General features: G+C 59.0%; 22 protein-coding genes. 14 read left to right on the top strand and 8 right to left on the bottom strand.

Features of this window, described 5'->3' with window-relative positions:
* Positions 1–3: 3 nt before the first annotated feature.
* Positions 4–774 carry a lysophospholipid acyltransferase family protein gene (locus AC3RCP_RS01220; protein WP_053263217.1) on the top strand — a complete coding sequence of 257 codons (771 nt, stop codon included), beginning with the start codon at positions 4–6 and terminating at the stop codon, positions 772–774.
* 170 nt (positions 775–944) lie between these two features.
* Here the strand turns inward: AC3RCP_RS01220 and AC3RCP_RS01215 are convergent, their stop codons facing one another.
* The 4 genes from AC3RCP_RS01215 to AC3RCP_RS01200 form a co-directional block, all read right to left on the bottom strand.
* Positions 945–3260: a CHASE2 domain-containing protein gene (locus tag AC3RCP_RS01215; RefSeq protein ID WP_492570500.1), complete on the bottom strand. Its 2316-nt coding sequence runs from the start codon at positions 3258–3260 to the stop codon at positions 945–947.
* A gap of 12 nt (positions 3261–3272) precedes the next feature.
* On the bottom strand, positions 3273–4259 hold the full coding sequence (locus AC3RCP_RS01210) for a FecR family protein (protein ID WP_053263216.1): 987 nt from the start codon (positions 4257–4259) through the stop codon (positions 3273–3275).
* A 198-nt stretch (positions 4260–4457) separates the two neighbouring features.
* Entirely contained in the window at positions 4458–5147 is a 690-nt protein-coding gene (aqpZ, locus tag AC3RCP_RS01205; RefSeq protein ID WP_007921032.1) for an aquaporin Z, read from the bottom strand.
* Positions 5148–5451: 304 nt separating this feature from the next.
* Positions 5452–5736: a hypothetical protein gene (locus AC3RCP_RS01200; protein ID WP_492570501.1), complete on the bottom strand. Its 285-nt coding sequence runs from the start codon at positions 5734–5736 to the stop codon at positions 5452–5454.
* Between the two features lie 231 nt (positions 5737–5967).
* Between AC3RCP_RS01200 and AC3RCP_RS01195 the strand changes: the two genes are divergently transcribed.
* Positions 5968–6684 carry a response regulator transcription factor gene (locus AC3RCP_RS01195; protein ID WP_009041468.1) on the top strand — a complete coding sequence of 239 codons (717 nt, stop codon included), beginning with the start codon at positions 5968–5970 and terminating at the stop codon, positions 6682–6684.
* Between the two features lie 77 nt (positions 6685–6761).
* Here the strand turns inward: AC3RCP_RS01195 and gyrB are convergent, their stop codons facing one another.
* Genes gyrB through dnaA form a run of 4 tightly spaced genes read right to left on the bottom strand, consistent with a single transcriptional unit; the run spans position 6762 to position 12970 of the window.
* Entirely contained in the window at positions 6762–9179 is a 2418-nt protein-coding gene (gene gyrB / locus AC3RCP_RS01190; RefSeq protein ID WP_007924471.1) for a DNA topoisomerase (ATP-hydrolyzing) subunit B, read from the bottom strand.
* A 4-nt stretch (positions 9180–9183) separates the two neighbouring features.
* Positions 9184–10287: a DNA replication/repair protein RecF gene (gene recF / locus AC3RCP_RS01185; RefSeq protein WP_007924472.1), complete on the bottom strand. Its 1104-nt coding sequence runs from the start codon at positions 10285–10287 to the stop codon at positions 9184–9186.
* A 20-nt stretch (positions 10288–10307) separates the two neighbouring features.
* A complete protein-coding gene (gene dnaN / locus AC3RCP_RS01180; RefSeq protein WP_007924473.1) occupies positions 10308–11411 on the bottom strand; it encodes a DNA polymerase III subunit beta in 1104 nt (367 codons plus the stop codon).
* A gap of 38 nt (positions 11412–11449) precedes the next feature.
* A complete protein-coding gene (gene dnaA / locus AC3RCP_RS01175; protein WP_492570502.1) occupies positions 11450–12970 on the bottom strand; it encodes a chromosomal replication initiator protein DnaA in 1521 nt (506 codons plus the stop codon).
* A gap of 567 nt (positions 12971–13537) precedes the next feature.
* Between dnaA and rpmH the strand changes: the two genes are divergently transcribed.
* The 12 genes from rpmH (at position 13538) to atpE (ending at position 24141) form a co-directional block, all read left to right on the top strand.
* The gene (rpmH, locus tag AC3RCP_RS01170; RefSeq protein ID WP_003213577.1) at positions 13538–13672 is read left to right on the top strand and encodes a 50S ribosomal protein L34; all 135 of its coding nucleotides are present in this window, start codon (positions 13538–13540) and stop codon (positions 13670–13672) included.
* A gap of 16 nt (positions 13673–13688) precedes the next feature.
* Complete coding sequence (gene rnpA / locus AC3RCP_RS01165) at positions 13689–14090, top strand: ribonuclease P protein component (protein WP_009041465.1); 402 nt, start codon at positions 13689–13691, stop codon at positions 14088–14090.
* Positions 14083–14328 (top strand): membrane protein insertion efficiency factor YidD, encoded by a 246-nt coding sequence (gene yidD, locus AC3RCP_RS01160; protein WP_010465488.1) that lies wholly within the window; start codon positions 14083–14085, stop codon positions 14326–14328. Before rnpA ends, yidD begins: the two co-directional genes overlap by 8 nt.
* 2 nt (positions 14329–14330) lie before the next feature.
* Positions 14331–16013: a membrane protein insertase YidC gene (gene yidC / locus AC3RCP_RS01155; protein WP_007924476.1), complete on the top strand. Its 1683-nt coding sequence runs from the start codon at positions 14331–14333 to the stop codon at positions 16011–16013.
* 91 nt (positions 16014–16104) lie between these two features.
* The gene (gene mnmE, locus AC3RCP_RS01150; protein WP_101336369.1) at positions 16105–17475 is read left to right on the top strand and encodes a tRNA uridine-5-carboxymethylaminomethyl(34) synthesis GTPase MnmE; all 1371 of its coding nucleotides are present in this window, start codon (positions 16105–16107) and stop codon (positions 17473–17475) included.
* Positions 17476–18070: 595 nt separating this feature from the next.
* A complete protein-coding gene (gene mnmG / locus AC3RCP_RS01145; RefSeq protein WP_007924490.1) occupies positions 18071–19969 on the top strand; it encodes a tRNA uridine-5-carboxymethylaminomethyl(34) synthesis enzyme MnmG in 1899 nt (632 codons plus the stop codon).
* The gene (gene rsmG, locus AC3RCP_RS01140; protein ID WP_007924492.1) at positions 19966–20610 is read left to right on the top strand and encodes a 16S rRNA (guanine(527)-N(7))-methyltransferase RsmG; all 645 of its coding nucleotides are present in this window, start codon (positions 19966–19968) and stop codon (positions 20608–20610) included. Before mnmG ends, rsmG begins: the two co-directional genes overlap by 4 nt.
* Positions 20611–20628: 18 nt before the next feature.
* Positions 20629–21426 carry a ParA family protein gene (locus AC3RCP_RS01135; protein WP_007924494.1) on the top strand — a complete coding sequence of 266 codons (798 nt, stop codon included), beginning with the start codon at positions 20629–20631 and terminating at the stop codon, positions 21424–21426.
* Between the two features lie 9 nt (positions 21427–21435).
* On the top strand, positions 21436–22308 hold the full coding sequence (locus tag AC3RCP_RS01130) for a ParB/RepB/Spo0J family partition protein (RefSeq protein WP_007924496.1): 873 nt from the start codon (positions 21436–21438) through the stop codon (positions 22306–22308).
* Positions 22309–22456: 148 nt separating this feature from the next.
* The gene (locus AC3RCP_RS01125; protein ID WP_037004398.1) at positions 22457–22864 is read left to right on the top strand and encodes a F0F1 ATP synthase subunit I; all 408 of its coding nucleotides are present in this window, start codon (positions 22457–22459) and stop codon (positions 22862–22864) included.
* A gap of 16 nt (positions 22865–22880) precedes the next feature.
* Entirely contained in the window at positions 22881–23750 is an 870-nt protein-coding gene (gene atpB, locus AC3RCP_RS01120) for a F0F1 ATP synthase subunit A (protein WP_097137771.1), read from the top strand.
* A gap of 133 nt (positions 23751–23883) precedes the next feature.
* Positions 23884–24141, top strand: a complete 258-nt coding sequence (atpE, locus tag AC3RCP_RS01115) for a F0F1 ATP synthase subunit C (protein ID WP_002555987.1) — start codon at positions 23884–23886, stop codon at positions 24139–24141.
* Positions 24142–24158 lie beyond the last annotated feature (17 nt).

The raw sequence follows: 24158 nt of genomic DNA, 5'->3' as shown, positions 1-24158 counted from the left end.
GCTATGTCGATCCTGCAGGCAATCAGAACCTTCTTCTTTTACCTGCTGCTGGGCACCAGTTCGTTGCTGTGGTGCTCCCTGAGCTTTTTTATCGCGCCCTTCCTGCCGTTCAAGGCGCGCTATCGCTTTATCAACGTCTATTGGTGCCGCTGCGCGTTGTGGCTGACCAAGGTGTTTCTCAAGATCAACGTGGAAGTGAAGGGCGCGGAAAATATCCCCGAGCGTCCTTGCGTGATTGTCTCGAACCACCAGAGCACCTGGGAGACGTTCTTTCTCTCGGCCTATTTCGAACCGCTGAGCCAGGTGCTCAAGCGTGAACTGCTGTATGTGCCGTTCTTCGGCTGGGCCATGGCCATGCTGCGTCCGATCGCCATCGACCGCGACAATCCCAAGGCCGCGCTCAAGCAGGTCGCCAGCAAGGGCGACGAGCTGCTCAAGGACAATGTCTGGGTGTTGATCTTCCCGGAAGGCACCAGGGTGCCTTACGGCCAGATGGGCAAGTTCTCCCGCAGCGGCAGCGCCCTGGCGGTCAATGCCGACTTGCCGGTGCTGCCGGTAGCGCACAACGCCGGCAAATACTGGCCGAAGACCGGCTGGCTCAGGCACCCCGGCACCATCACCGTGGTGATTGGTGCGCCGATGTACGCCGAAGGCTCCGGCCCACGGGCCATCGCCGAGCTCAACGACCGGGTCGCAGCCTGGAATGAGCAGGCGCAGCGGGACATGGGTTCGCTGCCTCCGGTAGCCGCGGCGCCGGACAAAATGGCCATTTGAGTTTCTGTGGATAACCTGTGTACCGTTTTATTGGAAATCGCTATATAAAATCCATAACTAGATGATTTATATACATATTTCCTAAACCCATAAAATACCGGAAAAGGTGCATAAGTTTTCTGGATACAAAAAAACCGGCCTGGAGCCGGTTTTTTTTCGCCTGTTGATATTCAGTCCGTGAGCAGAGGTAATTGCAGGCTGAAGGTCGTCCCCTCGCCAACCACGCTACGGCAGACAATCCGCCCTTCATGCCGGTCGACCACCGCCTTGACCATCGACAACCCAAGCCCCAGACCTTCGCTGCCTTGGGCCGAGGCGAAGCGCTGGTACTGCACGAACAGCTGCGGCAATTCATCGGCCGCAATGCCTTTGCCCTGATCGGTGATATCGCAGGTCAGCCAGCCCTCCGTACATGCGACTTGCACCCGGACAGTCGAGCCCGACGGGCTGTACTTGATGGCGTTTTCCAGCAGGTTGAACAAGGCCCGGGTCAGCAGGGACTGATCGGCCAGCACCATGCCTTCGGCATCGTCGTCGAGGTCATGCGCCAGCTGGATGTTTTTCAGCTGGGCGATGGTCATGGCCTGGTCGAACGCGTCCAGCACCAGCATGGCGAACATGCTCGGCTGGAACTGATAGGCCTCGGACTCGGCCTTCGCCAGTTGCACGAAGGCTTCGGTGAGCCCCAGGGCGCGACGCACCTGGAGTTCGATCTGACTGTAGATCCGCGTGTCGCCCGAGCCCTGGTGCCGCTGTACATCGAGCAAGGCCAGGATCGCCGAATGAGGCGCGCGCAGGTCATGGGACAGGAAGCGCAACAGGGTTGCCCGCTGCTGTTCGGCGTCCCGTTCCAGGCTCAGGTCAGTGAGGCTCAGCAGCCAGCCGATCGGCGTATCGCTGTCGATCGGCAGCAGGGGTGCCAGGTCCACGCGCAGGCTGCGCTGCTCGATATCGCGAAATTCCACAGGCTGCAGTTGCGACAGGGCAGGGCGTTGCTCATCCTGCAAACCGGGATAACCCAGGCCGGCCAACTGCCGGACCAGGTCCTCGCCGATCAGCGCGTTGCCGAACACTTCGCGAGCATTGCGGTTGGCCAGCAGCACGCGACCGTCCGGATCGCTGATCAGGGTGGCCACCGGCAGGTATTCCAGGCCATCGGCAATGAAGCGGCGGGTGTCGCGGGTGCGGCTCAAGGCCTGTTCCAACGCCACGATCTGCCCCTGCAGTACATCCCCGGCAGGGGTCTGGGTGCGTCGGCGCTCGGGCAGCACCTTAGGCTCGCTGTCCAGGCGTGCCAGCTCCCAGCCGAAGTAGGCCAGGATCACGCTCAGGCGGCGCCAGTTCCAGATCAGGTACGCCAGCAACATCCCCAACAGGCTGGCCACCGGCGGCCACCACAGCCCCAGGCGCAGCAGCCCGGCCGAACCGAGCAGGGCAGCCGCCATGCAGGCCAGGGTCAGCCACAACGCATGTCGTGGCCGCACCAGCAGCAATCCCAGCAAGGCCGCCACCAGCAGCACCGACAGCGCCGCGACCGGCCATTGCCCGAGGGCGACGATGGTGCGCTGCTGCAACAAGCCATTGAGCAGGTTGGCCTGGATCTCGATACCTGGGGTGGTGCCGACACTGGCCGACTGCGGGGTGACATAGCGGTCACCCAGCCCGGGCGCGGTAGTGCCGATCAGGATCAGCTTGTCGCGCAACAGTTCCGGCGGGACTTCGCCGCGCAATACGCTGACATAGGGAACACTGGGGAAACCGGCATGGGGACTGATGAAGGGGATGCGTACTGGGTTGCTGCGCAGCCAGCCCTGGGCGATCTGCGCGGTGTCCGAACCGGGCATCGACAGGGCCGTGCCCGGGTATGCCTGTTGATAAAGCAGCCAGGCCAGTTGCGCCTTCGGTGCCTGCGGTGGGCCTTCGCGCAGATAGACGCTGCGAACCGTGCCGTCGGCGTCGGCCTCGGCATTGATATGGCCGACCGCCTTGGCGCACTGACTCAACGGCGGCACCGGTTCGATCTCACCCAGCGGCTGGCCGTAGCGGGCCACGCTCTCGCGCAGCAGGGGCAGGAATACCTTGCCCTCGCGGCAGACCGCCTGGGCCAGTCGTTGATCGTTTTCGGGAACGCTGTCGGGTTCGCTGAAGATCACGTCGAACAACACACCCTGGACCTTGGCCGCCGTCAGCCGATCCAGCAGGTCGGCGTGCAGGGTACGCGGCCAGGGCCACTGGCCCAGCTGCTGCAGGCTGTAGTCGTCGATGGTGATCAGCAGCAACCGCGAATCGACCGGCAGCGGGCTGAGCCGCCGCAGGTTGTCATACAGCAGGTTATTCAGCGCCAGCCCGTGGCTCAACGACAGCAGGGCGGTCAAGGGCAACAGGATCAGGCTGACCCATGCCCATTCCCGCACCAGACCGCCAAACAGTCGCTGGGCTTGCGTCGGCTCCCGGCCCTCGGGTCGGCGCCAGCGCCTCACCGACAAACCGCCGCGCACTTACTGAACACGCGTGGTCCTGGGGTAATAGAAGATGTCATAGACGCCCGTCTCTCCTTCGAGTCCGTGCTCATCGAAAGCAGAAAGGCGGACATGATAAAAAAACGCTTCCAGGCCGCTGAAGTTGACTTCCGGCGTGCTGGAGAACTGTTCCTGCTTGATATTGAGGAAACTTTTGTCGGTCGCCACCTGGGCCCGGTAACGCTTGGCGCCCGGCAAGGGCTTCATGATCAGCTGCCAGACCGGCAGATCGCCCGTCTGGCCCGCCTGGCCCATCAGTTGCGGTGCGGGCAACAGATCGACCGGCTTCAACGGGCCTTCTTTCTGGATGCGCAAACCTTGGCGAGCCATGACCTGGACTTCACCGGGAACCGGTCCGACCGGTTTATCCACAGGGCGTTTCTTGCCCTTGGTCTTTTTCGGCGCTTCGTCGTCTTCGCGGTTGACCGCTACCTGGCCGTTGAGCACTTCCACCAGCGACAGCTGATCGTCGTTACGCACCCGGAAGTGCGTGCCGCGTACGCCCAACACGCCGATCGGCGTGACGATCTGGAAACGGTCGTAATCGCTCGGGCGCTTGATGACATAGGATTCGATCTGCCCCTGCTCGAGCGCGACCTGGGGGATCGCATGTTCTTCGTTCAGGTGCAGGGTGATCTGGGAACTGGAGGGCAGTACCACCAGCGAACCATCGCCCAGGGACAGGCTGACGAATGCCGAAGGCGAGGTCTTCACCCCTTCGAGTTCATCGACGCTCATGCCTTCTTCCAGGGGCACCTGGTTGCCCTTGGCATCCAGCTTCCAGGCTTCGCCCGTGAGGTGCTCGACCGTCGCCGGCAACGGCTGGCCACGGCATTGCTGGTTTTCATCGATATAGGGAGGGCGCTTGGGTGCTGCAACGGCAGCCTGCACCGTGGAAAAGGCCAGTGCGCTACCGAGAAGAAACGACACGAGCATGGCCCGGTGGCGGATGTGCAAGGAGGTCATGGGTTCATAGGTCCGTAGTCGCGCTCTTCTGAAGTCCGTGCCATTAGAACTGCATTGTTAGCGTTCTGACCATACCTCTCGAACCAAGGCCGGCCAGGGTCATTCCCTTACGGGATAAACAGCACAACCGCTGGAGAGCGGCTGCGCTGTTCGGCTCCATGCCGGCCGGATGCGAATCGGCGCATCCGGCCGCACAGGTCAGTCCCGCTCGATGGAGATCAACCGATAGGCCAGGGCTCCCAGCCCTGCGCCCAACAGAGGTGCTACCCAGAACAGCCACAGCTGGGACACTGCCCACTCACCGGCGAAGAAAGCTACCGCGGTGCTGCGGGCCGGGTTGACCGAGGTATTGGTGACCGGAATGCTGATCAGGTGGATCAGGGTCAGCGTCAGGCCAATGGCAATCGGCGCAAAACCGGCTGGAGCACGCTTGGCGGTGGCACCCAGGATGATCAGGAGGAACATCGCCGTGAGCACAACTTCGGTCAACAGCGCAGCAAACATCGAGTAGCCACCAGGCGAGTGCTCACCATAGCCATTGGCCGCGAAGCCCGCCGACGCGTCGAAACCGACCTTGCCGGAAGCGATCAGGAACAGCACGCCACCCGCGGCGAGTCCACCGAGAACCTGGGCGACGATATAAGGCAGCAACCGGCTACCCGGGAAACGCCCACTCAACCACAGGCCGACCGAGACCGCGGGGTTGAGGTGAGCCCCGGAAATCGGACCCAATGCGTAAGCCATGGTCAGGACGCTCAGGCCAAAGGCCAGGGCTACCCCCAGATAACCGATCCCGAACTGCGGAACGCCGGCCGCCAGCACGGCGCTCCCGCACCCGCCCAGGACCAACCAGAACGTACCGAAAAACTCAGCGCCGAATGTCTTCATCAGAGGCCTTCACAGATAAAAAATGAGGAGTTGTTTGTTGGCTGGCGGCGTCGTGGGGCCGCGCGGGAGAGGAGGGATGACACATCCCTGTGTCGAAGCATTACGTCCTGAGGAGGCACTCCCTGTATTCCCCTGTACTGCAAATCGAGGCCAAGCCTCGGTCTGACGCCCGCCAATCCGGCGGTTGACACTCCCTGTGTCGGAGCACTTCCGAATGCCCCTGTGTGCCACTCAGCGACTACGAATGTACCGGCATGGTGTGGAGGCCGGGCCGGTTTGCAATATTTGTTCAGAATTGTCTGATCTAGAACACCCAACGCTGCTGCTCCTGATAGACCATAGGCTGGGTCATCTGTGGCGCGCTGATCGGGGCGAATCCCTGGGAATCGCTGAACCCGATAGTGGTTACGGATGGGCTGAAATAGCGCTGCACCGGCAAGGAGTAGTCCGAAGACGGCAGCGCAGGCTGCTCCGCGGTCGACCCCAGGCTCAGGCAAGCCGCGAGCATCAGTGTGGTAAATCGAGCCAGGTCCGCTGCCCGCGCAATGCCTGCGTAGAGCAACCGCCCCTTCCCCAGGATGTTCCCCATAGTCCTTTTCCTTGCACGTTCGAGCCGGTATCGTTCTGCAATGAATGCAGGCCGGATGGACAGTGCTCCTGTCGGCTACCGGCTATATGACATCAGCGTACCGAGCAAAGGTATGAACCAGAGCAATTCGCCACAATTGTTCAGATTCGTCTGATCAGCCTAAACTCAGCGCCAGGTAAGGCCTCAAATAAAGCCATCAGCATTCTCTCGCGATAAAAGGAACTGCCCCGCATGCGTGTCGCAATACTGGATGACGAACCCGCCGAACTGGCGCGGGTGGAACAGACACTGCGACAGATCCCCGGCCCCGGGGAACAGCCATGGACGCTGCACAGCTTCGAGCGTGGCGAGGATCTGCTGCGGCAGCTGCGGCGCGAAACCTTCGACCTGCTGATTCTCGACTGGCAGCTGCCGGACCTCAGCGGGCTGTCGTTGCTGCGCTGGACCCGTGAACACATGGAGGCGCCACCGGCGGCCATCATGCTCACCAGCCGCGATGCCGAGAGCGATATCGTCCAGGCCCTGAACACCGGTGCCGACGACTATGTGAGCAAACCTTTCCGCCCCAACGAACTCAAGGCACGGGTAACCGCCGTCCTGCGGCGTCATGGCTTGCAGCGATCGGCAGCCGTCGAGGTGCAAACCTTCAACGACCTGGCCTTCGATGACGCCGAGCTGACCGTGACCCGAGCTGGCAACCCGATCAGCCTCACCGAACGCGAGTACCGCCTGGCCCGCTGCCTGTTCGCCAACCTGGGTCGGCCGTTATCCCGGGAATACCTCTACGAACGTTTCTGGACCCACGAGGAAATCGTCTCCTCCCGTCCCCTGGACACTCACATCTACCGCTTGCGCAACAAGCTGGGGTTGACCGCGGATCGTGGCTGGCAGTTGCTGACCATCTATGGTTATGGCTATCGCCTGGAAAGTGTTTCAGCGGCCGAGTAGGGCGCCCCTTTTAACCGGGCAATAAAAAAGGCCAACGCTCAGCGTTGGCCTTTTTCATTTCGGCGATGCAACCCGGATCAGAAGTCCAGGTTGGATACCGCCAGGGCGTTGCTTTCGATGAAGTCACGACGAGGCTCGACCGCATCACCCATCAGGGTGTTGAAGATCTGGTCGGCGCCGATGGCGTCTTCGATGGTGACCTTGAGCATGCGGCGCACGCTTGGGTCCATGGTGGTTTCCCACAACTGATCCGGGTTCATCTCGCCCAGACCTTTGTATCGCTGGATGGTGTGGCGCTTGGTGCTTTCGGTCATCAGCCAGTCCAGGGCTTCCTTGAACTCGGTCACCGCCTTCTTGCGCTCGCCGCGCTGAATATAAGCGCCTTCGTCCAGCAGGGAGCTCAGTTGAGCACCGAGGGTGACGACGGTCTTGTAGTCATTGCTGCCGAAGAAGTCGCGGTTGAAGGTGACGTAGTTCGACAGGCCGTGGGAGATCAGTTCGACCTCTGGCAGCCACACATTACGTTCACGGTCTTCACGCAGGCTGGCCTTGTAGACCAGGCCGGACTTCTCGACGGTGCGCAGGCGGACTTCATACTGGGCCAGCCAATCCTGCATCGCCGCGTGATCGGAGAGTTGCTCCAGGCTCACGGCCGGCAGGTAGATGAAGTGCTCGGTCAGCTCTTGAGGGTACAGGCGCGACAGACGCTTGAGGGTCTTCATGACCATGCGGAAGTCGTTCACCAGCCGCTCCAGCGCCTCGCCGGAAATACCCGGTGCTTCTTCGTTCAGGTGCAGGCTCGCATCTTCCAGGGCCGACTGCGTCATGTACTCTTCCATGGCGTCGTCGTCTTTGATGTATTGCTCTTGCTTGCCTTTCTTGACCTTGTACAGCGGCGGTTGAGCGATGTAGATGTAGCCACGCTCGATCAGCTCCGGCAACTGACGGAAGAAGAAGGTCAGGAGCAGGGTACGGATGTGCGAACCGTCGACGTCGGCGTCGGTCATGATGATGATGTTGTGATAACGCAGCTTGTCGATGTTGTACTCTTCACGACCGATGCCGCAACCGAGTGCAGTGATCAAGGTGCCGACCTCTTGCGAGGAAATCATCTTGTCGAAGCGCGCTTTCTCGACGTTGAGGATCTTGCCCTTGAGCGGCAGGATCGCCTGGGTCTTACGGTTGCGTCCCTGCTTGGCGGAGCCGCCAGCAGAGTCACCTTCCACCAGGTAGAGTTCGGAAAGAGCAGGGTCTTTTTCCTGGCAGTCCGCCAGTTTGCCCGGCAGGCCGGCGATATCCAGCGCGCCTTTACGACGGGTCATCTCACGGGCTTTACGCGCCGCTTCACGGGCACGGGCGGCGTCGAGCATCTTGCCGACCACCAGCTTGGCTTCGTTCGGGTTTTCCAGCAGGAAGTCGGAGAAGTACTTGCCCATTTCCTGTTCGACCGCGGTCTTCACTTCGGAAGACACCAGCTTGTCTTTGGTCTGGGAGCTGAACTTCGGATCCGGCACCTTGACCGAAATGATCGCGGTCAGGCCTTCGCGGGCATCGTCACCGGTGGTGGCGACCTTGTGCTTCTTCGCCAGGCCTTCCTGTTCGATGTAGTTGTTCAGGTTACGCGTCAGCGCCGAACGGAAGCCCACCAGGTGGGTACCACCGTCGCGCTGCGGAATGTTGTTGGTGAAGCACTGCAGGTTTTCGTTGAAGCTGTCGTTCCACTGCAGGGCGATTTCCACGCCGATGCCGTCTTCACGCTGCACATTGAAGTGGAACACCTGGTTGACCGCAGTCTTGTTGGTGTTCAGGTATTCAACGAACGCACGCAAGCCGCCTTCGTACTTGAACAGTTCTTCCTTGCCGCTGCGCTCGTCCTTCAGAACGATACCGACACCGGAGTTGAGGAAGGACAGTTCACGAATCCGCTTGGCCAGGATGTCCCAGCTAAAGTGGATGTTCTTGAAGGTCTCGCTGGAAGCCTTGAAGTGAATCTGGGTACCGGTGGTTTCGCTGTCACCGACGATAGCCATAGGCGCCTGAGGCACACCGTGAACGTAGGTCTGTTCCCAGATCTTGCCACTGCGGCGAACGGTCAGGACCAGTTCTTCGGACAGGGCGTTCACTACCGACACACCCACACCGTGCAGACCGCCGGATACTTTGTAGGAGTTATCGTCGAACTTACCGCCGGCGTGCAGCACGGTCATGATGACCTCGGCTGCGGAAACGCCTTCTTCTTTATGCACGTCTACCGGGATGCCGCGACCGTTGTCGCGCACGGTAATGGATTCGTCCGGGTGGATGATGATGCTGATGTCGTCGCAATGGCCGGCCAGAGCTTCGTCGATCGAGTTATCGACCACCTCGAACACCATATGGTGCAGACCGCTGCCATCGTCGGTGTCACCAATGTACATACCGGGACGTTTGCGTACGGCATCCAAACCTTTCAGCACTTTAATGCTGCTCGAGTCGTACGTGTTTTCTTCGCTCATGCCTTCACTCCCGATGGTCGTGGGTCTGGGTGATACGGCCCTGTTCCACGTGGAACAGGGCAACTGGCGTTTCCGTCTGCCAGCCTTCCCTCAATAATTCGTGGTCTACACAGGTGATGAACACCTGGCAGCGTAAGTCTTCCAACAAGCGACAAAGTGCGCGGCGATGCTGCTCGTCCAGTTCGGACGGCAAGTCATCCACCAGATAAATACACTGACCGCGCCGGGCCTGGCTGACCAGGTGCCCCTGGGCGATCCGCAAGGCACAGACCACCAACTTCTGCTGACCGCGGGACAATATGTCCGCAGCGTTGTGTGCGCCCAATCTGAGACGCAAATCAGCACGTTGGGGGCCGGCCTGGGTATGACCCATTTGCTGATCACGATGGAGGGATGTCGCGAGCACTGCACTGAGCTCTCGCTCTTTATCCCAACCACGGTAATAGCTAAGCGTTAAGCCCTCGAGCTCTACCAGCTCGCTCAAGGTCCGCTCAAAGACTGGTTTCAAGGCTTTGATATAAGCGCGGCGGTATTCATCAATTTCAGCGCTGGCCTGACACAGTTCCCTATCCCAGGCTGCTTGCGAAGCGGCGTCAAGTGTACCATGCCGCAGCCATGAGTTCCGCTGCCGCAGGGCCTTCTGCAAGCGCTGCCAGGTTGACATGAAGCGGGGTTCCACGTGGAACACGCCCCAATCAAGGAACTGGCGCCTGATTTTCGGAGCACCTTCCAGCAGGCGGAAACTGTCCGGGTTGATCAACTGCAGGGGCAGGATCTCCGCCAGCTGTGCCGCGCTGCGGGCGTTCTGCCCGTCGATACGGATCTGGAATTCGCCCTGCCGGTCGCGAGATATCCCCAGGCTGCTATGCCCACCTTCTGCCAGTTCGACCTGACCGAACACCGTACAAGCGAGTTGCTCGTACTGGATCACCGGCAATAAACGGGCACTGCGAAACGAGCGAGCAAGCCCCAGCAAATGGATGGCTTCCAGCACGCTGGTTTTGCCACTGCCGTTGGCGCCGTAGAGGAGATTGATGCGGGGGGAAGGGGAGAAGGTCACCGGGTGCAGATTGCGCACCGCGGTGACCGAGACGCGACTGAGGGACATCTAGCTTCTGCTGAGCATGATTACAGGCGCATCGGCATGACAACGTAGGCCGAGTCGTCGTTGTCGGATTCCTGCACCAGCGCACTGCTGTTGGAATCGGACAGGATCAGGCGTACCTGTTCGGTGGTCATCACGCCCAACACGTCGAGCAGGTAGCTCACGTTGAAGCCGATCTCCAGCGAACCGCCGTTGTATTCCACGCCTACTTCTTCTTCCGCCTCTTCCTGCTCCGGGTTGTTCGCCTGGATTTTCAGCTGACCATTGGCCAGTTGCAGACGGATACCGCGGTACTTCTCGTTGGACAGAATAGCGGTACGGCTGAAGGCCTCACGCAGCGCCTGACGGTCGCCCAGTACCAGCTTGTCACCGCCCTTCGGCAGCACGCGCTCATAGTCCGGGAACTTGCCGTCGACCAGCTTGGAGGTGAAGGTGAACTCGCCGGTGGTAGCACGAATGTGGTGCTGACCCAGCACGATGCTGACGATGCCATCCGGCTCGGTGAGCAGGCGGGCGAGTTCCAGGATACCTTTGCGCGGCACGATCACCTGGTGGCGATCCGGCTGACCGATATCGGCCTGCATCGAGCACATGGCCAGGCGGTGACCGTCGGTGGCCACGGCGCGGATGATGCCGGCGGAGACCTCCAGCAACATGCCGTTGAGGTAATAACGCACGTCCTGCTGGGCCATGGCGAAGCTGGTGCGCTCGATCAGGCGACGCAGCTTGCTCTGCTCCAGCTGGCAGGTCAGCGAGCCCGGGCCTTCTTCCACGGTCGGGAAGTCGTTGGCCGGCAAGGTGGACAGGGTAAAGCGGCTACGGCCAGCCTTGACCACCAGCTTCTGCTCGTCGACCTTGATGTCGATCAGCGCATCGTTCGGCAGGCTCTTGCAGATGTCCATCAGCTTACGCGCCGGGACAGTGATTTCGCCTGGCTCCGCCGGCTCTTCCAACTGCACGCGACCGACCAGCTCGACTTCCAGGTCGGTACCGGTCAGCGACAGTTGCTGGCCTTCGACAACCAACAGCACGTTGGAAAGTACCGGCAAGGTCTGACGACGTTCGACGACGCCGGCGACCAGTTGCAGGGGTTTCAACAGGGCTTCGCGTTGAATGGTGAAATGCATGGTCTAGTCCCTTGCCTTAATAAGCTGCGCTGGAGTCATCAAGTGGTCAGAGTACGCAGCAGGTTCTTGTAGTCCTCGCGGATGTCCGCGTCGGATTCCTTAAGTTCATTGATCTTGCGGCATGCGTGCAAGACCGTGGTGTGATCGCGGCCGCCGAACACATCGCCGATTTCCGGAAGGCTGTGGTTGGTCAGTTCCTTGGACAAGGCCATGGCTACCTGCCGCGGGCGCGCGACAGAACGCGAGCGACGCTTGGACAGCAGATCGGAGATCTTGATCTTGTAGTACTCGGCGACAGTGCGCTGAATGTTATCCACAGAGACCAGCTTGTCCTGCAGGGCCAGCAAGTCTTTCAGCGATTCGCGAATCAGCTCGATGGTGATATCGCGCCCCATGAAGTGCGAGTGGGCGATGACACGCTTGAGCGCACCCTCCAGCTCACGCACGTTGGAGCGAATCCGCTGGGCAATGAAGAACGCCGCATCGTGAGGCAGTTCGACTTTGGCCTGGTCGGCTTTCTTCATCAGGATCGCGACGCGGGTTTCCAGCTCCGGTGGCTCTACCGCTACCGTCAGGCCCCAGCCGAAGCGAGATTTCAGGCGTTCTTCCAGGCCTTCGATCTCCTTCGGATAGCGGTCACTGGTGAGAATCACCTGTTGGCCGCCTTCGAGCAGGGCGTTGAAGGTGTGGAAAAACTCTTCCTGGGAACGCTCCTTACGGGCGAAGAACTGGATATCGTCGATCAGCAACGCATCCACCGAACGGTAGAAACGCTTGAATTCGTTGATCGCGTTGAGTTGCAACGCCTTGACCATGTCCGCCACGAAGCGCTCGGAATGCAGGTACACGACCTTGGCATTCGGGTTCTTCTTTAATAAGTGGTTACCCACAGCGTGCATCAAGTGGGTCTTACCCAAACCTACGCCCCCATAAAGGAAGAGCGGGTTGTAACCATGCTTGGGGTTGTCGGCTACCTGCCAGGCCGCGGCGCGGGCCAGCTGGTTGGACTTGCCTTCCACAAAGTTTTCGAAGGTAAAGGTGCGGTTCAGGTAACTGGTGTGCTTGAGCGCACCTTCCACCTGAACGGTGCGCTGTTCGGCGCGTACTGGAGCCTGCTGCGAGCTGGCCCCCGCCATCGGGTCGAAGCTGTCACGAGAGGGTTCTTCGCTGACTTCGGCGGCTTTCTGGGTCGCCGGTTTGGTCGGTGCGGTCGGAGCCGGCGCAGCGACTGGGGCGGCAGCTGCTGCCTGCTGAACCTGAGAGGCAACCGCGGCGGCCAGCGGAGCGTTGGGTGCCGCACGAGGAGCGGAACTGCGTTTGCTGCCTATTAATAAGGAAAGCGCCGGCGCCATGCCATTGCCATGCTCATCCAGCAGCTCGAGCACGCGGCCCAGGTACTTTTCGTTGACCCAATCGAGAACAAAACGATTCGGTGCGTATACACGCAACTCGTCGCCTTCGGCTTCGACCTGTAGCGGACGGATCCAAGTGTTGAATTGCTGGGCAGGCAGCTCATCACGCAGAAGCTCCACGCACTGCTGCCAAAGTTCCACTGACACGGATATCCCCTAAGTTGAAAGCCGGTGAGGCAAAAACAAGCCGCCATTGTAGCGACCAGACGCACACTTATCCACATGTAGGTTGATCACAGGGCACTATGAATCAACGCTTTATCCCGAAAAAACACGACCAATGGTATGTGCATAAGCTCTGTGGATAACCATGCCTGAGGGCATTGCACAACTGGGGGCGAAAATCGGTGGATAACCCGCTTGTGGATAACTAACCTTTCCACACACAGCTTTTCCGATAGCGCAGCACAGGCAGAGCACCGTTTCTCGACAGTGTTGTCATTCTCTGTACAACACGGTCTACAAGGGCTGAATGTAGTTATCCACAGATAGAGGCATCCCTAGCCTTTATAAGCTTTACAGAAAAGCTTTAAATAATTCCCTTCTTTATTTTTATATCTGGCTGACCGGGTTCTTCAGTCTTCGATGTGGACATACCCAGACAAAGGAAAAGCTGGTTGGAAATTGACCTAGAGGCTTGCTTTCTCTAGAATCGCCGATCTCTTAAAACGGGGGCCATTCCGGCCCGTTGTGGACGAACCAGGTAACACGACAATGAAACGTACTTTCCAACCAAGCACTATCAAACGCGCTCGTACCCACGGTTTCCGTGCTCGCATGGCTACCAAGAACGGTCGTGCCGTCCTGTCGCGTCGTCGCGCCAAAGGTCGTGCGCGTCTGGCAGTTTGATACTCCGGCACTGGAGGTGAGTCAGGACTTCAGTCGGGAAAAGCGTCTGCTTACCCCCCGGCATTTCAAGGCAGTCTTTGACTCCCCTACCGGCAAGGTTCCGGGGAAAAATCTCCTGCTCCTTGCGCGCAACAACGATCTGGATCATCCCCGTCTGGGGCTGGTTATCGGAAAAAAGAGCGTCAAGCTCTCCGTTGAGCGCAATCGCCTCAAACGTCTGATGCGCGAATCGTTTCGCCTGCACCAGGATGCTCTGGTCGGTTGGGACATCGTTATCGTCGCGCGCAAAGGTTTGGGCGATGTAGAAAACCCCGAATTGATTCAGCATTTCGACAAGCTCTGGAAGCGTCTGGCCCGTAACAAGCCGGCACCAGCAGCCAAACCCGAAACTGTAGGGGTAGACAGCCCGAATGCGTAAACTGGCACTCGTTCCGATCCAGTTTTATCGCTATGCCATTAGTCCTCTGATGGCCAGTCACTGTCGTTTCTACCCCAGCTGTTCCTGCTACGCGTATGAAGCCATCGAAAATCATGGCCTTCTGCGCGGTGGCTGGCTGACCTTTCGTCGTTTAGGTCGCTGTCATCCGTGGAATCCCGGTGGTTATGACCCGGTTCCACCTATCCCTACCTCCCGTTCTTCTTCGATGGCCGAGTAATCATGGATATTAAACGCACGATCCTGATCGTCGCCCTGGCAATCGTGTCCTACGTCATGGTTCTTAAGTGGAACCAGGATTATGGCCAGGCTGCCCTGCCGACTCAGAATGTTGCTGCCAACACCGCCACCCCGGCTCTACCGGATACGCCTGTTGGTAACAATGCTTCCGCCAGTGCCGATGTACCCAGCGCGAATACCGATACCAGCACCCCTACCGAAACTCCGGTAGCGGCAAGCAAAGACCTCATCCAGGTAAAAACGGATGTGCTCGATCTGGCTATCGATCCTCAAGGTGGTGATATCGCCCAGCTGAAGCTGCCGCTGTATCCACGTCGCCAGGATCATCCGGAAATTCCGTTCCAGCTGTTCGATAACGGTGGCGAACGTACTTATCTGGCGCAAAGCGGCCTGACCGGTACCAACGGCCCGGATGCCCGTCCTGCCGGACGCCCGGTTTACTCGGCCGAAAAAAAGACTTATCAACTGGCTGACGGCCAGAACCAGCTGAATGTCGACCTGAAATTCAGCGACGCCGGCGTCAACTACATCAAGCGTTTCACCTTTACCCGCGGTCTGTACGATCTGAAAGTCACCTATCTGATCGACAACACCAGCGACAAGGCCTGGACTGGCAACCTGTTTGCCCAGCTCAAACGCGACGCCAGCTCCGATCCTTCTTCCAGCACCGCCACCGGTACCGCGACTTACCTGGGCGCCGCCCTGTGGACAAGTTCCGAGCCGTACAAAAAAGTGTCGATGAAAGATATCGACAAGGGCTCGCTGAAAGAAACCGTGCAAGGTGGCTGGGTTGCCTGGCTGCAACACTACTTCGTGACCGCCTGGATCCCGGCGAAGAACGAAAGCAACGTGGTGCAGACCCGCAAAGACAACCAAGGCAACTACATCATAGGTTTCACCGGCCCGGCGCTGACCGTTGCACCAGGTGCCAAGGCTGAAACCACCGCCACTCTGTACGCCGGTCCGAAAAGCCAGGCCGTGCTGAAAGAGTTGTCCCCAGGCCTGGAACTGACTGTCGACTACGGCATTCTGTGGTTCATTGCCCAGCCGATCTTCTGGCTGCTGCAACATATCCACAGCATTGTGGGTAACTGGGGTTGGTCGATCATCTTCCTGACCATGCTGATCAAGGGGATCTTCTTCCCACTGTCGGCGGCCAGCTACAAATCCATGGCGCGCATGCGTGCAGTGGCGCCGAAACTGGCGGCTCTGAAAGAGCAACATGGCGACGACCGGCAGAAAATGTCGCAAGCCATGATGGAGCTGTACAAGAAAGAGAAGATCAATCCGCTGGGTGGTTGCTTGCCAATCCTCGTGCAGATGCCCGTGTTCCTGTCCTTGTACTGGGTACTCCTGGAAAGCGTGGAAATGCGCCAGGCACCGTTCATGCTGTGGATTACCGACCTGTCGATCAAGGATCCGTTCTTCATCCTGCCGATCATCATGGGCGCCACCATGTTCATCCAGCAGCAACTGAACCCGACTCCTCCGGATCCGATGCAGGCCAAGGTGATGAAAATGATGCCAATCATCTTCACCTTCTTCTTCCTGTGGTTCCCGGCGGGTCTGGTGCTGTACTGGGTGGTGAACAACTGCCTGTCGATCGCCCAACAGTGGTACATCACACGTAAGATCGAAGCGGCTACCAAGAAAGCAGCTGCCTGACCTACTCTGTGGATAACCACTCAAAACGCCCCCTAGTGGGGCGTTTTGCTATCTGTCACTTTTGTCTGCCTCTTTATGTCTGGAGCGGGTTATGAATGTCCCTCGTGAAACCATCGCAGCCGTAGCCACCGCCCAGGGGCGCGGTGGTGTGGGCATCGTGCGTATTTCCGGACCGTTGGCCAGTGTCGCCGCCAAGGCCATCAGCGGCCGCGAGCTGAAACCGCGTTACGCCCATTACGGGCCGTTTTTCAGCGATCGGAACGAGGTCCTGGATGAGGGGATCGCCTTGTATTTTCCGGGGCCGAACTCCTTTACCGGCGAAGACGTGCTGGAACTTCAGGGCCACGGCGGCCCGATCGTCCTGGATATGTTGCTGCAGCGTTGCCTGCAGCTGGGATGCCGCCTGGCCCGGCCGGGGGAATTCAGCGAGCGCGCGTTCCTCAACGACAAGCTCGACCTGGCCCAGGCCGAAGCCATCGCCGACCTGATCGAAGCCAGTTCCGCACAGGCCGCGCGCAATGCCTTGCGCTCTTTGCAGGGGGCATTCTCCAAGCGTGTGCATAACCTGACCGAGCAATTGATCGCGCTGCGCATCTACGTCGAGGCGGCCATCGATTTTCCCGAGGAAGAAATCGACTTCCTGGCCGATGGCCATGTCCTGCAGATGCTAGACGCGGTGCGCGACGAGTTATCCACCGTGGTCCGCGAAGCCGGGCAGGGCGCCTTGCTGCGTGACGGCATGACCGTGGTCATCGCTGGCCGGCCGAATGCCGGCAAGTCCAGCCTGCTCAATGCCCTGGCCGGACGCGAAGCGGCGATTGTCACCGAGATCGCCGGTACCACCCGGGATGTGCTGCGTGAACATATCCACATCGACGGTATGCCGTTGCACGTTGTGGATACCGCAGGGTTGCGCAATACCGAAGACCAGGTGGAAAAGATCGGTGTGGAACGTGCTCTCAAGGCCATTGGCGAGGCCGATCGCGTATTGCTGGTGGTCGACGCCACGGCCCCGGAAGCGCTGGACCCCTTTGCCTTGTGGCCCGAGTTCCTGGAACAGCGGCCGGATCCGGCGAAAGTCACGCTGATCCGCAACAAGGCCGATCTGACCAGCGAAGCGATCGCCCTGGAGGTCAGCGACGATGGCCACGTGACTATCAGCCTCAGTGCCAAGGCCGGCGGCGAGGGCCTGGAACTGCTACGTGAGCACCTCAAGGCCTGCATGGGTTACGAACAGACTTCCGAAAGCAGCTTCAGTGCACGCAGACGTCACCTGGAAGCCCTGCACCACGCCAGCGACTCGCTTGAACATGGCCGTTCGCAACTGACCCTGGCCGGCGCCGGCGAGCTGCTGGCTGAAGACCTGCGCCAGGCCCAGCAATCCCTGGGAGAAATTACCGGCGCTTTCAGCTCGGACGACCTGCTGGGCCGGATCTTCTCCAGCTTCTGCATCGGTAAGTAACCCCATCTCCCCATAGGAGCAGCCGTTCGACGGCTTGGTTGCTCGTGATGCTCATGACGGTGTTCCGCCGGCATCACGGGCAAACCCGCTTCTGCAATCTCTCGTACTCCCCATCATTTCCGAGTTTGTCGGGCGCACTTGGGCGCTCCGGCGGATTTCTTGTGGCCGCCGTTTGGTCGGATGAGCTTTTTTCTGTGGATTAAGCCCTGTGAATAACTGCCCTTAGGCTCAGTTGATAACAGGGCGTCAAAACTGAGGAAAACCCGCTCTGTGGATAAGCATCACTTTAATCCACAGGCTTACACCGGTTATCCAAGGGCCTCCCTGCTACCTAACCACAGACTTTTGAATCTCTGTACACATTGAAAACAAAGGGCTGTATGAATCTATCCACAGATAGGTCGGTGTCTAAGAATAAACATAAAAACAAAGATTTAATAAATTTCTTTCTTTTTAATTTCTATTGTCCGTGAATCATCCACAGCTGGTTAAATTTTGTGCAAAGGGTTCTTTAGGAAGGGCGAAGACCCTATACTTGTCCGTTATCCCAAGAACCCATCCTTTTTTACCCATATAAGCAGGCACGAGGTGCGTGGTGGATTTCCCTTCCCGTTTTGAAGTGATCGTCATCGGCGGCGGTCATGCCGGTACCGAGGCAGCACTTGCATCAGCACGCATGGGGGCAAAAACCCTGTTGCTGACGCACAACGTGGAAACCCTCGGAGCAATGAGCTGCAATCCCGCGATTGGCGGGATCGGTAAAAGTCATCTGGTCAAAGAAATCGACGCCCTCGGCGGCGCGATGGCCATGGCTACCGATAAAGGTGGTATTCAGTTTCGGGTGTTGAACAGCCGTAAAGGCCCAGCCGTGCGTGCTACCCGCGCCCAGGCCGACCGTATTCTGTACAAGGCTGCTGTCCGCGAAATCCTGGAAAACCAGCCGAACCTGTGGATATTTCAACAGGCAGCGGATGACCTGATTGTCGAACAGGACCAGGTCCGCGGCGTAGTGACCCAAATGGGCCTGCGTTTCTTCGCCGAATCCGTGGTGTTGACCACCGGTACCTTCCTCGGCGGACTTATCCACATCGGGTTGCAGAATTATTCCGGCGGTCGTGCCGGTGATCCGCCGTCGATCGCTCTGGCTCGCCGTCTGCGCGAATTGCCTCTGCGTGTGGGCCGCCTGAAAACCGGTACGCCACCGCGCATCGATGGCCGGTCTGTGGATTTCTCGGTGATGACCGAGCAACCGGGCGATACGCCGATCCCGGTCATGTCTTTCCTGGGCAACAAGGAACAGCATCCGCGGCAGGTCAGTTGCTGGATTACTCATACCAATGCGCGGACTCACGAAATCATCGCTGCAAACCTCGACCGTTCGCCGATGTATTCCGATGCCGGCTCGATCGAGGGCATCGGCCCGCGCTACTGCCCGTCGATCGAAGACAAGATCCATCGCTTTGCCGACAAGGAAAGCCATCAGGTCTTCATCGAGCCGGAAGGCCTGACCACTCACGAGCTGTACCCGAACGGGATATCCACAAGCCTGCCGTTCGATGTGCAGTTGCAGATCGTGCAATCGATCCGCGGCATGGAGAACGCGCACATCGTGCGTCCCGGCTATGCCATCGAGTACGACTACTTCGATCCGCGCGACCTGAAGTACAGCCTGGAAACCAAAGTGATCGGCGGCCTGTTCTTTGCCGGCCAGATCAATGGCACCACCGGTTACGAAGAAGCCGGCGCCCAGGGTTTGCTCGCCGGTGCCAACGCCGCATTGCGCGCACAGGGCAAAGACAGCTGGTGCCCGCGTCGCGATGAAGCCTATATCGGTGTGTTGGTCGACGACCTGATTACCCTGGGAACCCAGGAACCGTATCGGATGTTCACATCCCGTGCCGAATACCGCCTGATCCTGCGCGAAGACAATGCCGACCTGCGCCTGACCGAAAAAGGTCGGGAACTGGGCCTGGTGGACGATGTCCGTTGGGCCGCGTTCTGCAAAAAACGCGAAGGTATAGCCCTGGAAGAGCAGCGCCTGAAAAGCACTTGGGTTCGTCCGGGTACCGAGCAGGGTGATGCGATCGCCGAAAAGTTCGGCACACCGCTGACCCATGAGTACAACTTGCTGAATCTGCTGAGCCGTCCGGAAATCGACTACGCTGGTCTGGTCGAAGTGACCGGGCAGGGCGCAGAAGATCCACAGGTCGCCGAGCAGGTCGAGATCAAGACCAAGTACGCCGGCTACATCGATCGCCAGCAGGACGAAATCGCTCGTCTGCGGGCCAGCGAAGACACCAAGCTGCCTGTGGATATCGACTACAGCAACATTTCCGGCCTCTCGAAAGAGATCCAGAGCAAGCTCGGCGCCACGCGTCCTGAAACCCTGGGCCAGGCTTCGCGGATTCCGGGCGTGACCCCGGCAGCGATTTCGCTGTTGATGATTCACTTGAAAAAACGCGGCGCGGGCCGTCAGTTGGAGCAAAGCGCTTGAGTTCGCAGGTCACCTCGCAACATGCAGAAGAGTTATCCACAGGTGCTCGCCAACTCGGTGTCAACCTGACAGAAGCCCAGCACGAGTTGCTGCTGGGTTATCTGGCCCTGCTGATCAAATGGAACAAGGCTTACAACCTGACCGCAGTACGCGATCCGGATGAAATGGTCTCGCGTCATCTGCTCGATAGCCTGAGCGTGATGTCGTTCATCGAAAACGGCCGCTGGCTGGACGTTGGCAGCGGCGGCGGGATGCCGGGCATTCCATTGGCTATCCTGTTTCCGGATTCGCAAGTGACCTGTCTGGACAGCAATGGCAAGAAAACCCGCTTCCTGACCCAGGTCAAACTGGAACTGAAGCTGGATAACCTGCAAGTTATCCACAGTCGTGTCGAAGCTTTCCAGCCGCAGCAGCCATTCAACGGGATCATTTCCCGGGCATTCAGCAGCATGGAGAACTTCACCAACTGGACTCGCCACCTCGGCGACCGCGATACACGTTGGCTGGCAATGAAGGGCGTTCATCCCGCCGATGAGCTGGTAGCATTGCCGGCGGACTTCCACCTCGATAGCGAACACGCCCTGGCCGTACCCGGTTGCCAAGGCCAACGCCATCTGCTGATACTGCGCCGCACGGCATGATTGGGAACACAAGCAAGAATGGCTAAGGTATTCGCGATAGCGAACCAGAAAGGTGGCGTGGGCAAGACCACCACCTGCATCAACCTCGCAGCATCGCTGGTTGCTACCAAGCGCCGGGTGCTGTTGATCGATCTCGATCCACAGGGCAACGCCACCATGGGTAGCGGTGTGGATAAACATGGCCTGGAAAATTCGGTCTACGACCTGCTGATCGGCGAGTGCGATCTGGCCCAGGCCATGCATTACTCCGAGCACGGCGGTTATCAACTGCTGCCGGCGAACCGCGACCTGACCGCCGCGGAAGTGGTTCTGCTGGAAATGCAGATGAAGGAAAGCCGTCTGCGCAGTGCCCTGGCGCCGATCCGGGAAAACTACGATTACATTCTGATCGACTGCCCGCCGTCGCTGTCGATGCTCACGCTCAACGCCCTGGTTGCCGCCGATGGGGTCATTATCCCCATGCAGTGCGAGTACTTCGCTCTCGAAGGGCTGAGCGACCTTGTGGATAACATCAAGCGCATCTCCGAATTGCTCAATCCGAACCTCAAGGTCGAAGGCCTGCTGCGGACCATGTACGACCCGCGGCTGAGCCTGATGAACGATGTTTCCGCGCAGCTCAAGGAACACTTCGGTGATCAGCTGTACGACACGGTGATCCCCCGCAACATCCGTCTGGCGGAAGCCCCCAGTTATGGCATGCCGGCGTTGGTCTACGACAAACAGTCCCGCGGTGCCATCGCCTATCTGGCCCTCGCTGGCGAGATGGTTCGTCGGCAACGGAAAAATTCACGCGCAGCCGCTGCCCAGCCAACTTAAGGAATCCCCATGGCCGTCAAGAAACGAGGTCTCGGACGTGGACTGGATGCACTGTTGAGTGGTCCGACTGTCAGCTCGCTGGAAGAACAAGCGGTTCAAGCCGATGTGCGTGAGCTGCAACATTTGCCCCTGGACCTGATCCAGCGCGGCAAGTATCAGCCGCGTCGGGACATGGACCCTCAGGCACTGGAAGAATTGGCGAGCTCGATCAAGACTCAGGGCGTGATGCAGCCAATCGTGGTGCGTCCGATCGGTTCCGGCCGTTTTGAAATCATCGCCGGCGAGCGCCGCTGGCGCGCCAGCCAGCAGGCGGGTCAGGAAACCATTCCGGCGATGGTCCGCGATGTGCCCGACGAAACCGCCATCGCCATGGCGCTGATCGAGAATATCCAGCGCGAAGATCTCAATCCCATCGAGGAAGCGGTTGCCCTGCAGCGCCTGCAGCAGGAATTCCAGCTGACTCAGCAGCAGGTTGCCGAGGCTGTGGGTAAGTCCCGCGTCACCGTAGCCAACTTGCTGCGCCTGATCGCTTTGCCTGAAGTGATCAAGACCATGCTGTCCCACGGCGACCTGGAAATGGGTCATGCCCGTGCCTTGCTGGGTTTGCCGGAAAATCAACAGGTTGAAGGGGCGCGACACGTTGTCGCACGTGGCCTCACCGTACGCCAGACCGAAGCCCTGGTTCGCCAGTGGTTGAGTGGCAAACAGCAGCCTGCCGAACCTGTCAAACCCGACCCGGATATCGCGCGCCTGGAGCAACGCCTGGCCGAGCGCCTAGGCTCTGCGGTGCAGATTCGTCACGGAAAGAAAGGGAAAGGTCAGTTGGTGATCGGGTATAACTCCCTCGATGAGCTTCAAGGCGTCCTTGCACACATCCGCTGAAACATTTCCTCATGTAGCGTGCAGTCGGAAATCACTACCCGGCAGTTGAATAGGGGCTGAACCGCCCCTATACTCTGCGCGCATTTTGTCGGCACAAATTATGCCAAGTTATTGAATTCTGGCAGCCGACCCATGAGGAGCAAGAGTGATGGAAACCCGCACGCCAAACCGCTTGCCGTTCCATCGCTTAGCGGTTTTCCCGGTTTTATTGGCTCAGTTGGTCGTTTTATTGCTGGCCGCCCTGGCGCTCTGGCACTGGCATGGAGTCGTAGCCGGATACTCAGGCCTTTGTGGGGGACTGATAGCCTTGCTCCCCAATGTGTATTTCGCTCATAGGGCATTTCGGTTTTCCGGCGCCCGAGCAGCTCAAGCCATCGTCCGGTCTTTTTATGCCGGCGAGGCGGGCAAACTGATTTTGACGGCAGTGCTCTTTGCATTGACGTTCGCAGGTGTGAAGCCATTGGCGCCGCTAGCTGTATTCGGCGTCTTCGTGCTGACCCAACTGGTCAGCTGGTTCGCTCCCCTGCTTATGAGAACAAGACTTTCGAGACCTTAGGGCGTTTGAGGCAACCATGGCAGAAACAACCGCTTCGGGCTATATCCAGCACCACTTGCAGAACCTGACCTTCGGTCAGCTACCTAATGGCGGCTGGGGCTTTGCCCACACCGCAGCAGAAGCCAAAGAAATGGGCTTCTGGGCATTCCACGTCGATACTCTCGGCTGGTCTGTGGCGTTGGGTCTGATCTTCGTTCTTCTTTTCCGCATGGCGGCCAAGAAGGCGACTTCCGGTCAGCCAGGTGCTTTGCAGAACTTCGTTGAAGTATTGGTCCAGTTCGTCGATGGCAGCGTGAAAGACAGCTTCCATGGCCGTAGCCCAGTGATTGCACCGCTGGCACTGACCATCTTCGTCTGGGTGTTCCTGATGAACGCCATCGACCTGATTCCGGTCGACTGGATTCCTCAACTGGCCATCCTGATCTCCGGCGATTCGCACATTCCTTTCCGTGCCGTGTCGACTACCGACCCGAACGCCACGCTGGCCATGGCCTTCTCGGTGTTTGCACTGATCATTTTCTACAGCATCAAGATCAAGGGCATCGGCGGCTTCATCGGCGAACTGACCCTGCACCCGTTCGGCAGCAAGAACATCTTTGTTCAAGCGCTGCTGATTCCGGTGAACTTCCTGCTTGAATTCGTGACGCTGATCGCCAAACCAATCTCTCTGGCACTTCGTCTGTTCGGCAACATGTACGCTGGCGAACTGGTGTTCATCCTGATCGCCGTGATGTTCGGCAGCGGCCTGCTCTGGCTCAGCGGCCTGGGCGTGGTGCTGCAATGGGCGTGGGCTGTGTTCCACATCCTGATCATCACCCTGCAAGCGTTTATCTTCATGATGCTGACCATCGTCTACCTGTCGATGGCGCACGAAGAGAACCATTAAGACCGGTCTCGACCAGTCTGATGTCCCTCCCGGTCAAACGGGAGGGGGCCCGTCTAGGGCACGATGAAACGATTTGTTTTACCGCTTTAATCTAAAAAACCTAAACCATACGACGTAAAAGTCGGGAGGAAAGATGGAAACTGTAGTTGGTCTAACCGCTATCGCTGTTGCACTGTTGATCGGCCTGGGCGCACTGGGTACCGCAATTGGTTTCGGCCTGTTGGGCGGCAAGTTCCTGGAAGGCGCTGCGCGTCAGCCAGAAATGGTTCCAATGCTGCAAGTTAAAATGTTCATCGTTGCCGGCCTGCTCGACGCCGTGACCATGATCGGCGTTGGTATCGCTCTGTTCTTCACCTTCGCGAACCCCTTCGTTGGTCAACTCGCTGGCTAATCACTCGAATTTTCGAG

It is taken from the genome of Pseudomonas sp. GW822-FHT05A08, assembly GCF_058800485.1.
This window is presented reverse-complemented; position numbering and strand designations above follow the sequence as displayed.

Excerpts from the sequence above, each read along its gene's own strand:
- AC3RCP_RS01210 (WP_053263216.1), bottom strand. The coding sequence starts at position 4,259 with ATGACCTCCTTGCACATCCGCCACCGGGCCATGCTCGTGTCGTTTCTT.
- AC3RCP_RS01130 (WP_007924496.1), top strand. The coding sequence starts at position 21,436 with ATGGCCGTCAAGAAACGAGGTCTCGGACGTGGACTGGATGCACTGTTG.
- recF (WP_007924472.1), bottom strand. The coding sequence starts at position 10,287 with ATGTCCCTCAGTCGCGTCTCGGTCACCGCGGTGCGCAATCTGCACCCG.
- aqpZ (WP_007921032.1), bottom strand. The coding sequence starts at position 5,147 with ATGAAGACATTCGGCGCTGAGTTTTTCGGTACGTTCTGGTTGGTCCTG.
- AC3RCP_RS01195 (WP_009041468.1), top strand. The coding sequence starts at position 5,968 with ATGCGTGTCGCAATACTGGATGACGAACCCGCCGAACTGGCGCGGGTG.
- yidD (WP_010465488.1), top strand. The coding sequence starts at position 14,083 with ATGCGTAAACTGGCACTCGTTCCGATCCAGTTTTATCGCTATGCCATT.
- AC3RCP_RS01200 (WP_492570501.1), bottom strand. The coding sequence starts at position 5,736 with ATGGGGAACATCCTGGGGAAGGGGCGGTTGCTCTACGCAGGCATTGCG.
- atpB (WP_097137771.1), top strand. The coding sequence starts at position 22,881 with ATGGCAGAAACAACCGCTTCGGGCTATATCCAGCACCACTTGCAGAAC.
- mnmE (WP_101336369.1), top strand. The coding sequence starts at position 16,105 with ATGAATGTCCCTCGTGAAACCATCGCAGCCGTAGCCACCGCCCAGGGG.
- AC3RCP_RS01125 (WP_037004398.1), top strand. The coding sequence starts at position 22,457 with ATGGAAACCCGCACGCCAAACCGCTTGCCGTTCCATCGCTTAGCGGTT.
- AC3RCP_RS01220 (WP_053263217.1), top strand. The coding sequence starts at position 4 with ATGTCGATCCTGCAGGCAATCAGAACCTTCTTCTTTTACCTGCTGCTG.
- gyrB (WP_007924471.1), bottom strand. The coding sequence starts at position 9,179 with ATGAGCGAAGAAAACACGTACGACTCGAGCAGCATTAAAGTGCTGAAA.
- AC3RCP_RS01135 (WP_007924494.1), top strand. The coding sequence starts at position 20,629 with ATGGCTAAGGTATTCGCGATAGCGAACCAGAAAGGTGGCGTGGGCAAG.
- rpmH (WP_003213577.1), top strand. The coding sequence starts at position 13,538 with ATGAAACGTACTTTCCAACCAAGCACTATCAAACGCGCTCGTACCCAC.
- atpE (WP_002555987.1), top strand. The coding sequence starts at position 23,884 with ATGGAAACTGTAGTTGGTCTAACCGCTATCGCTGTTGCACTGTTGATC.
- yidC (WP_007924476.1), top strand. The coding sequence starts at position 14,331 with ATGGATATTAAACGCACGATCCTGATCGTCGCCCTGGCAATCGTGTCC.
- dnaN (WP_007924473.1), bottom strand. The coding sequence starts at position 11,411 with ATGCATTTCACCATTCAACGCGAAGCCCTGTTGAAACCCCTGCAACTG.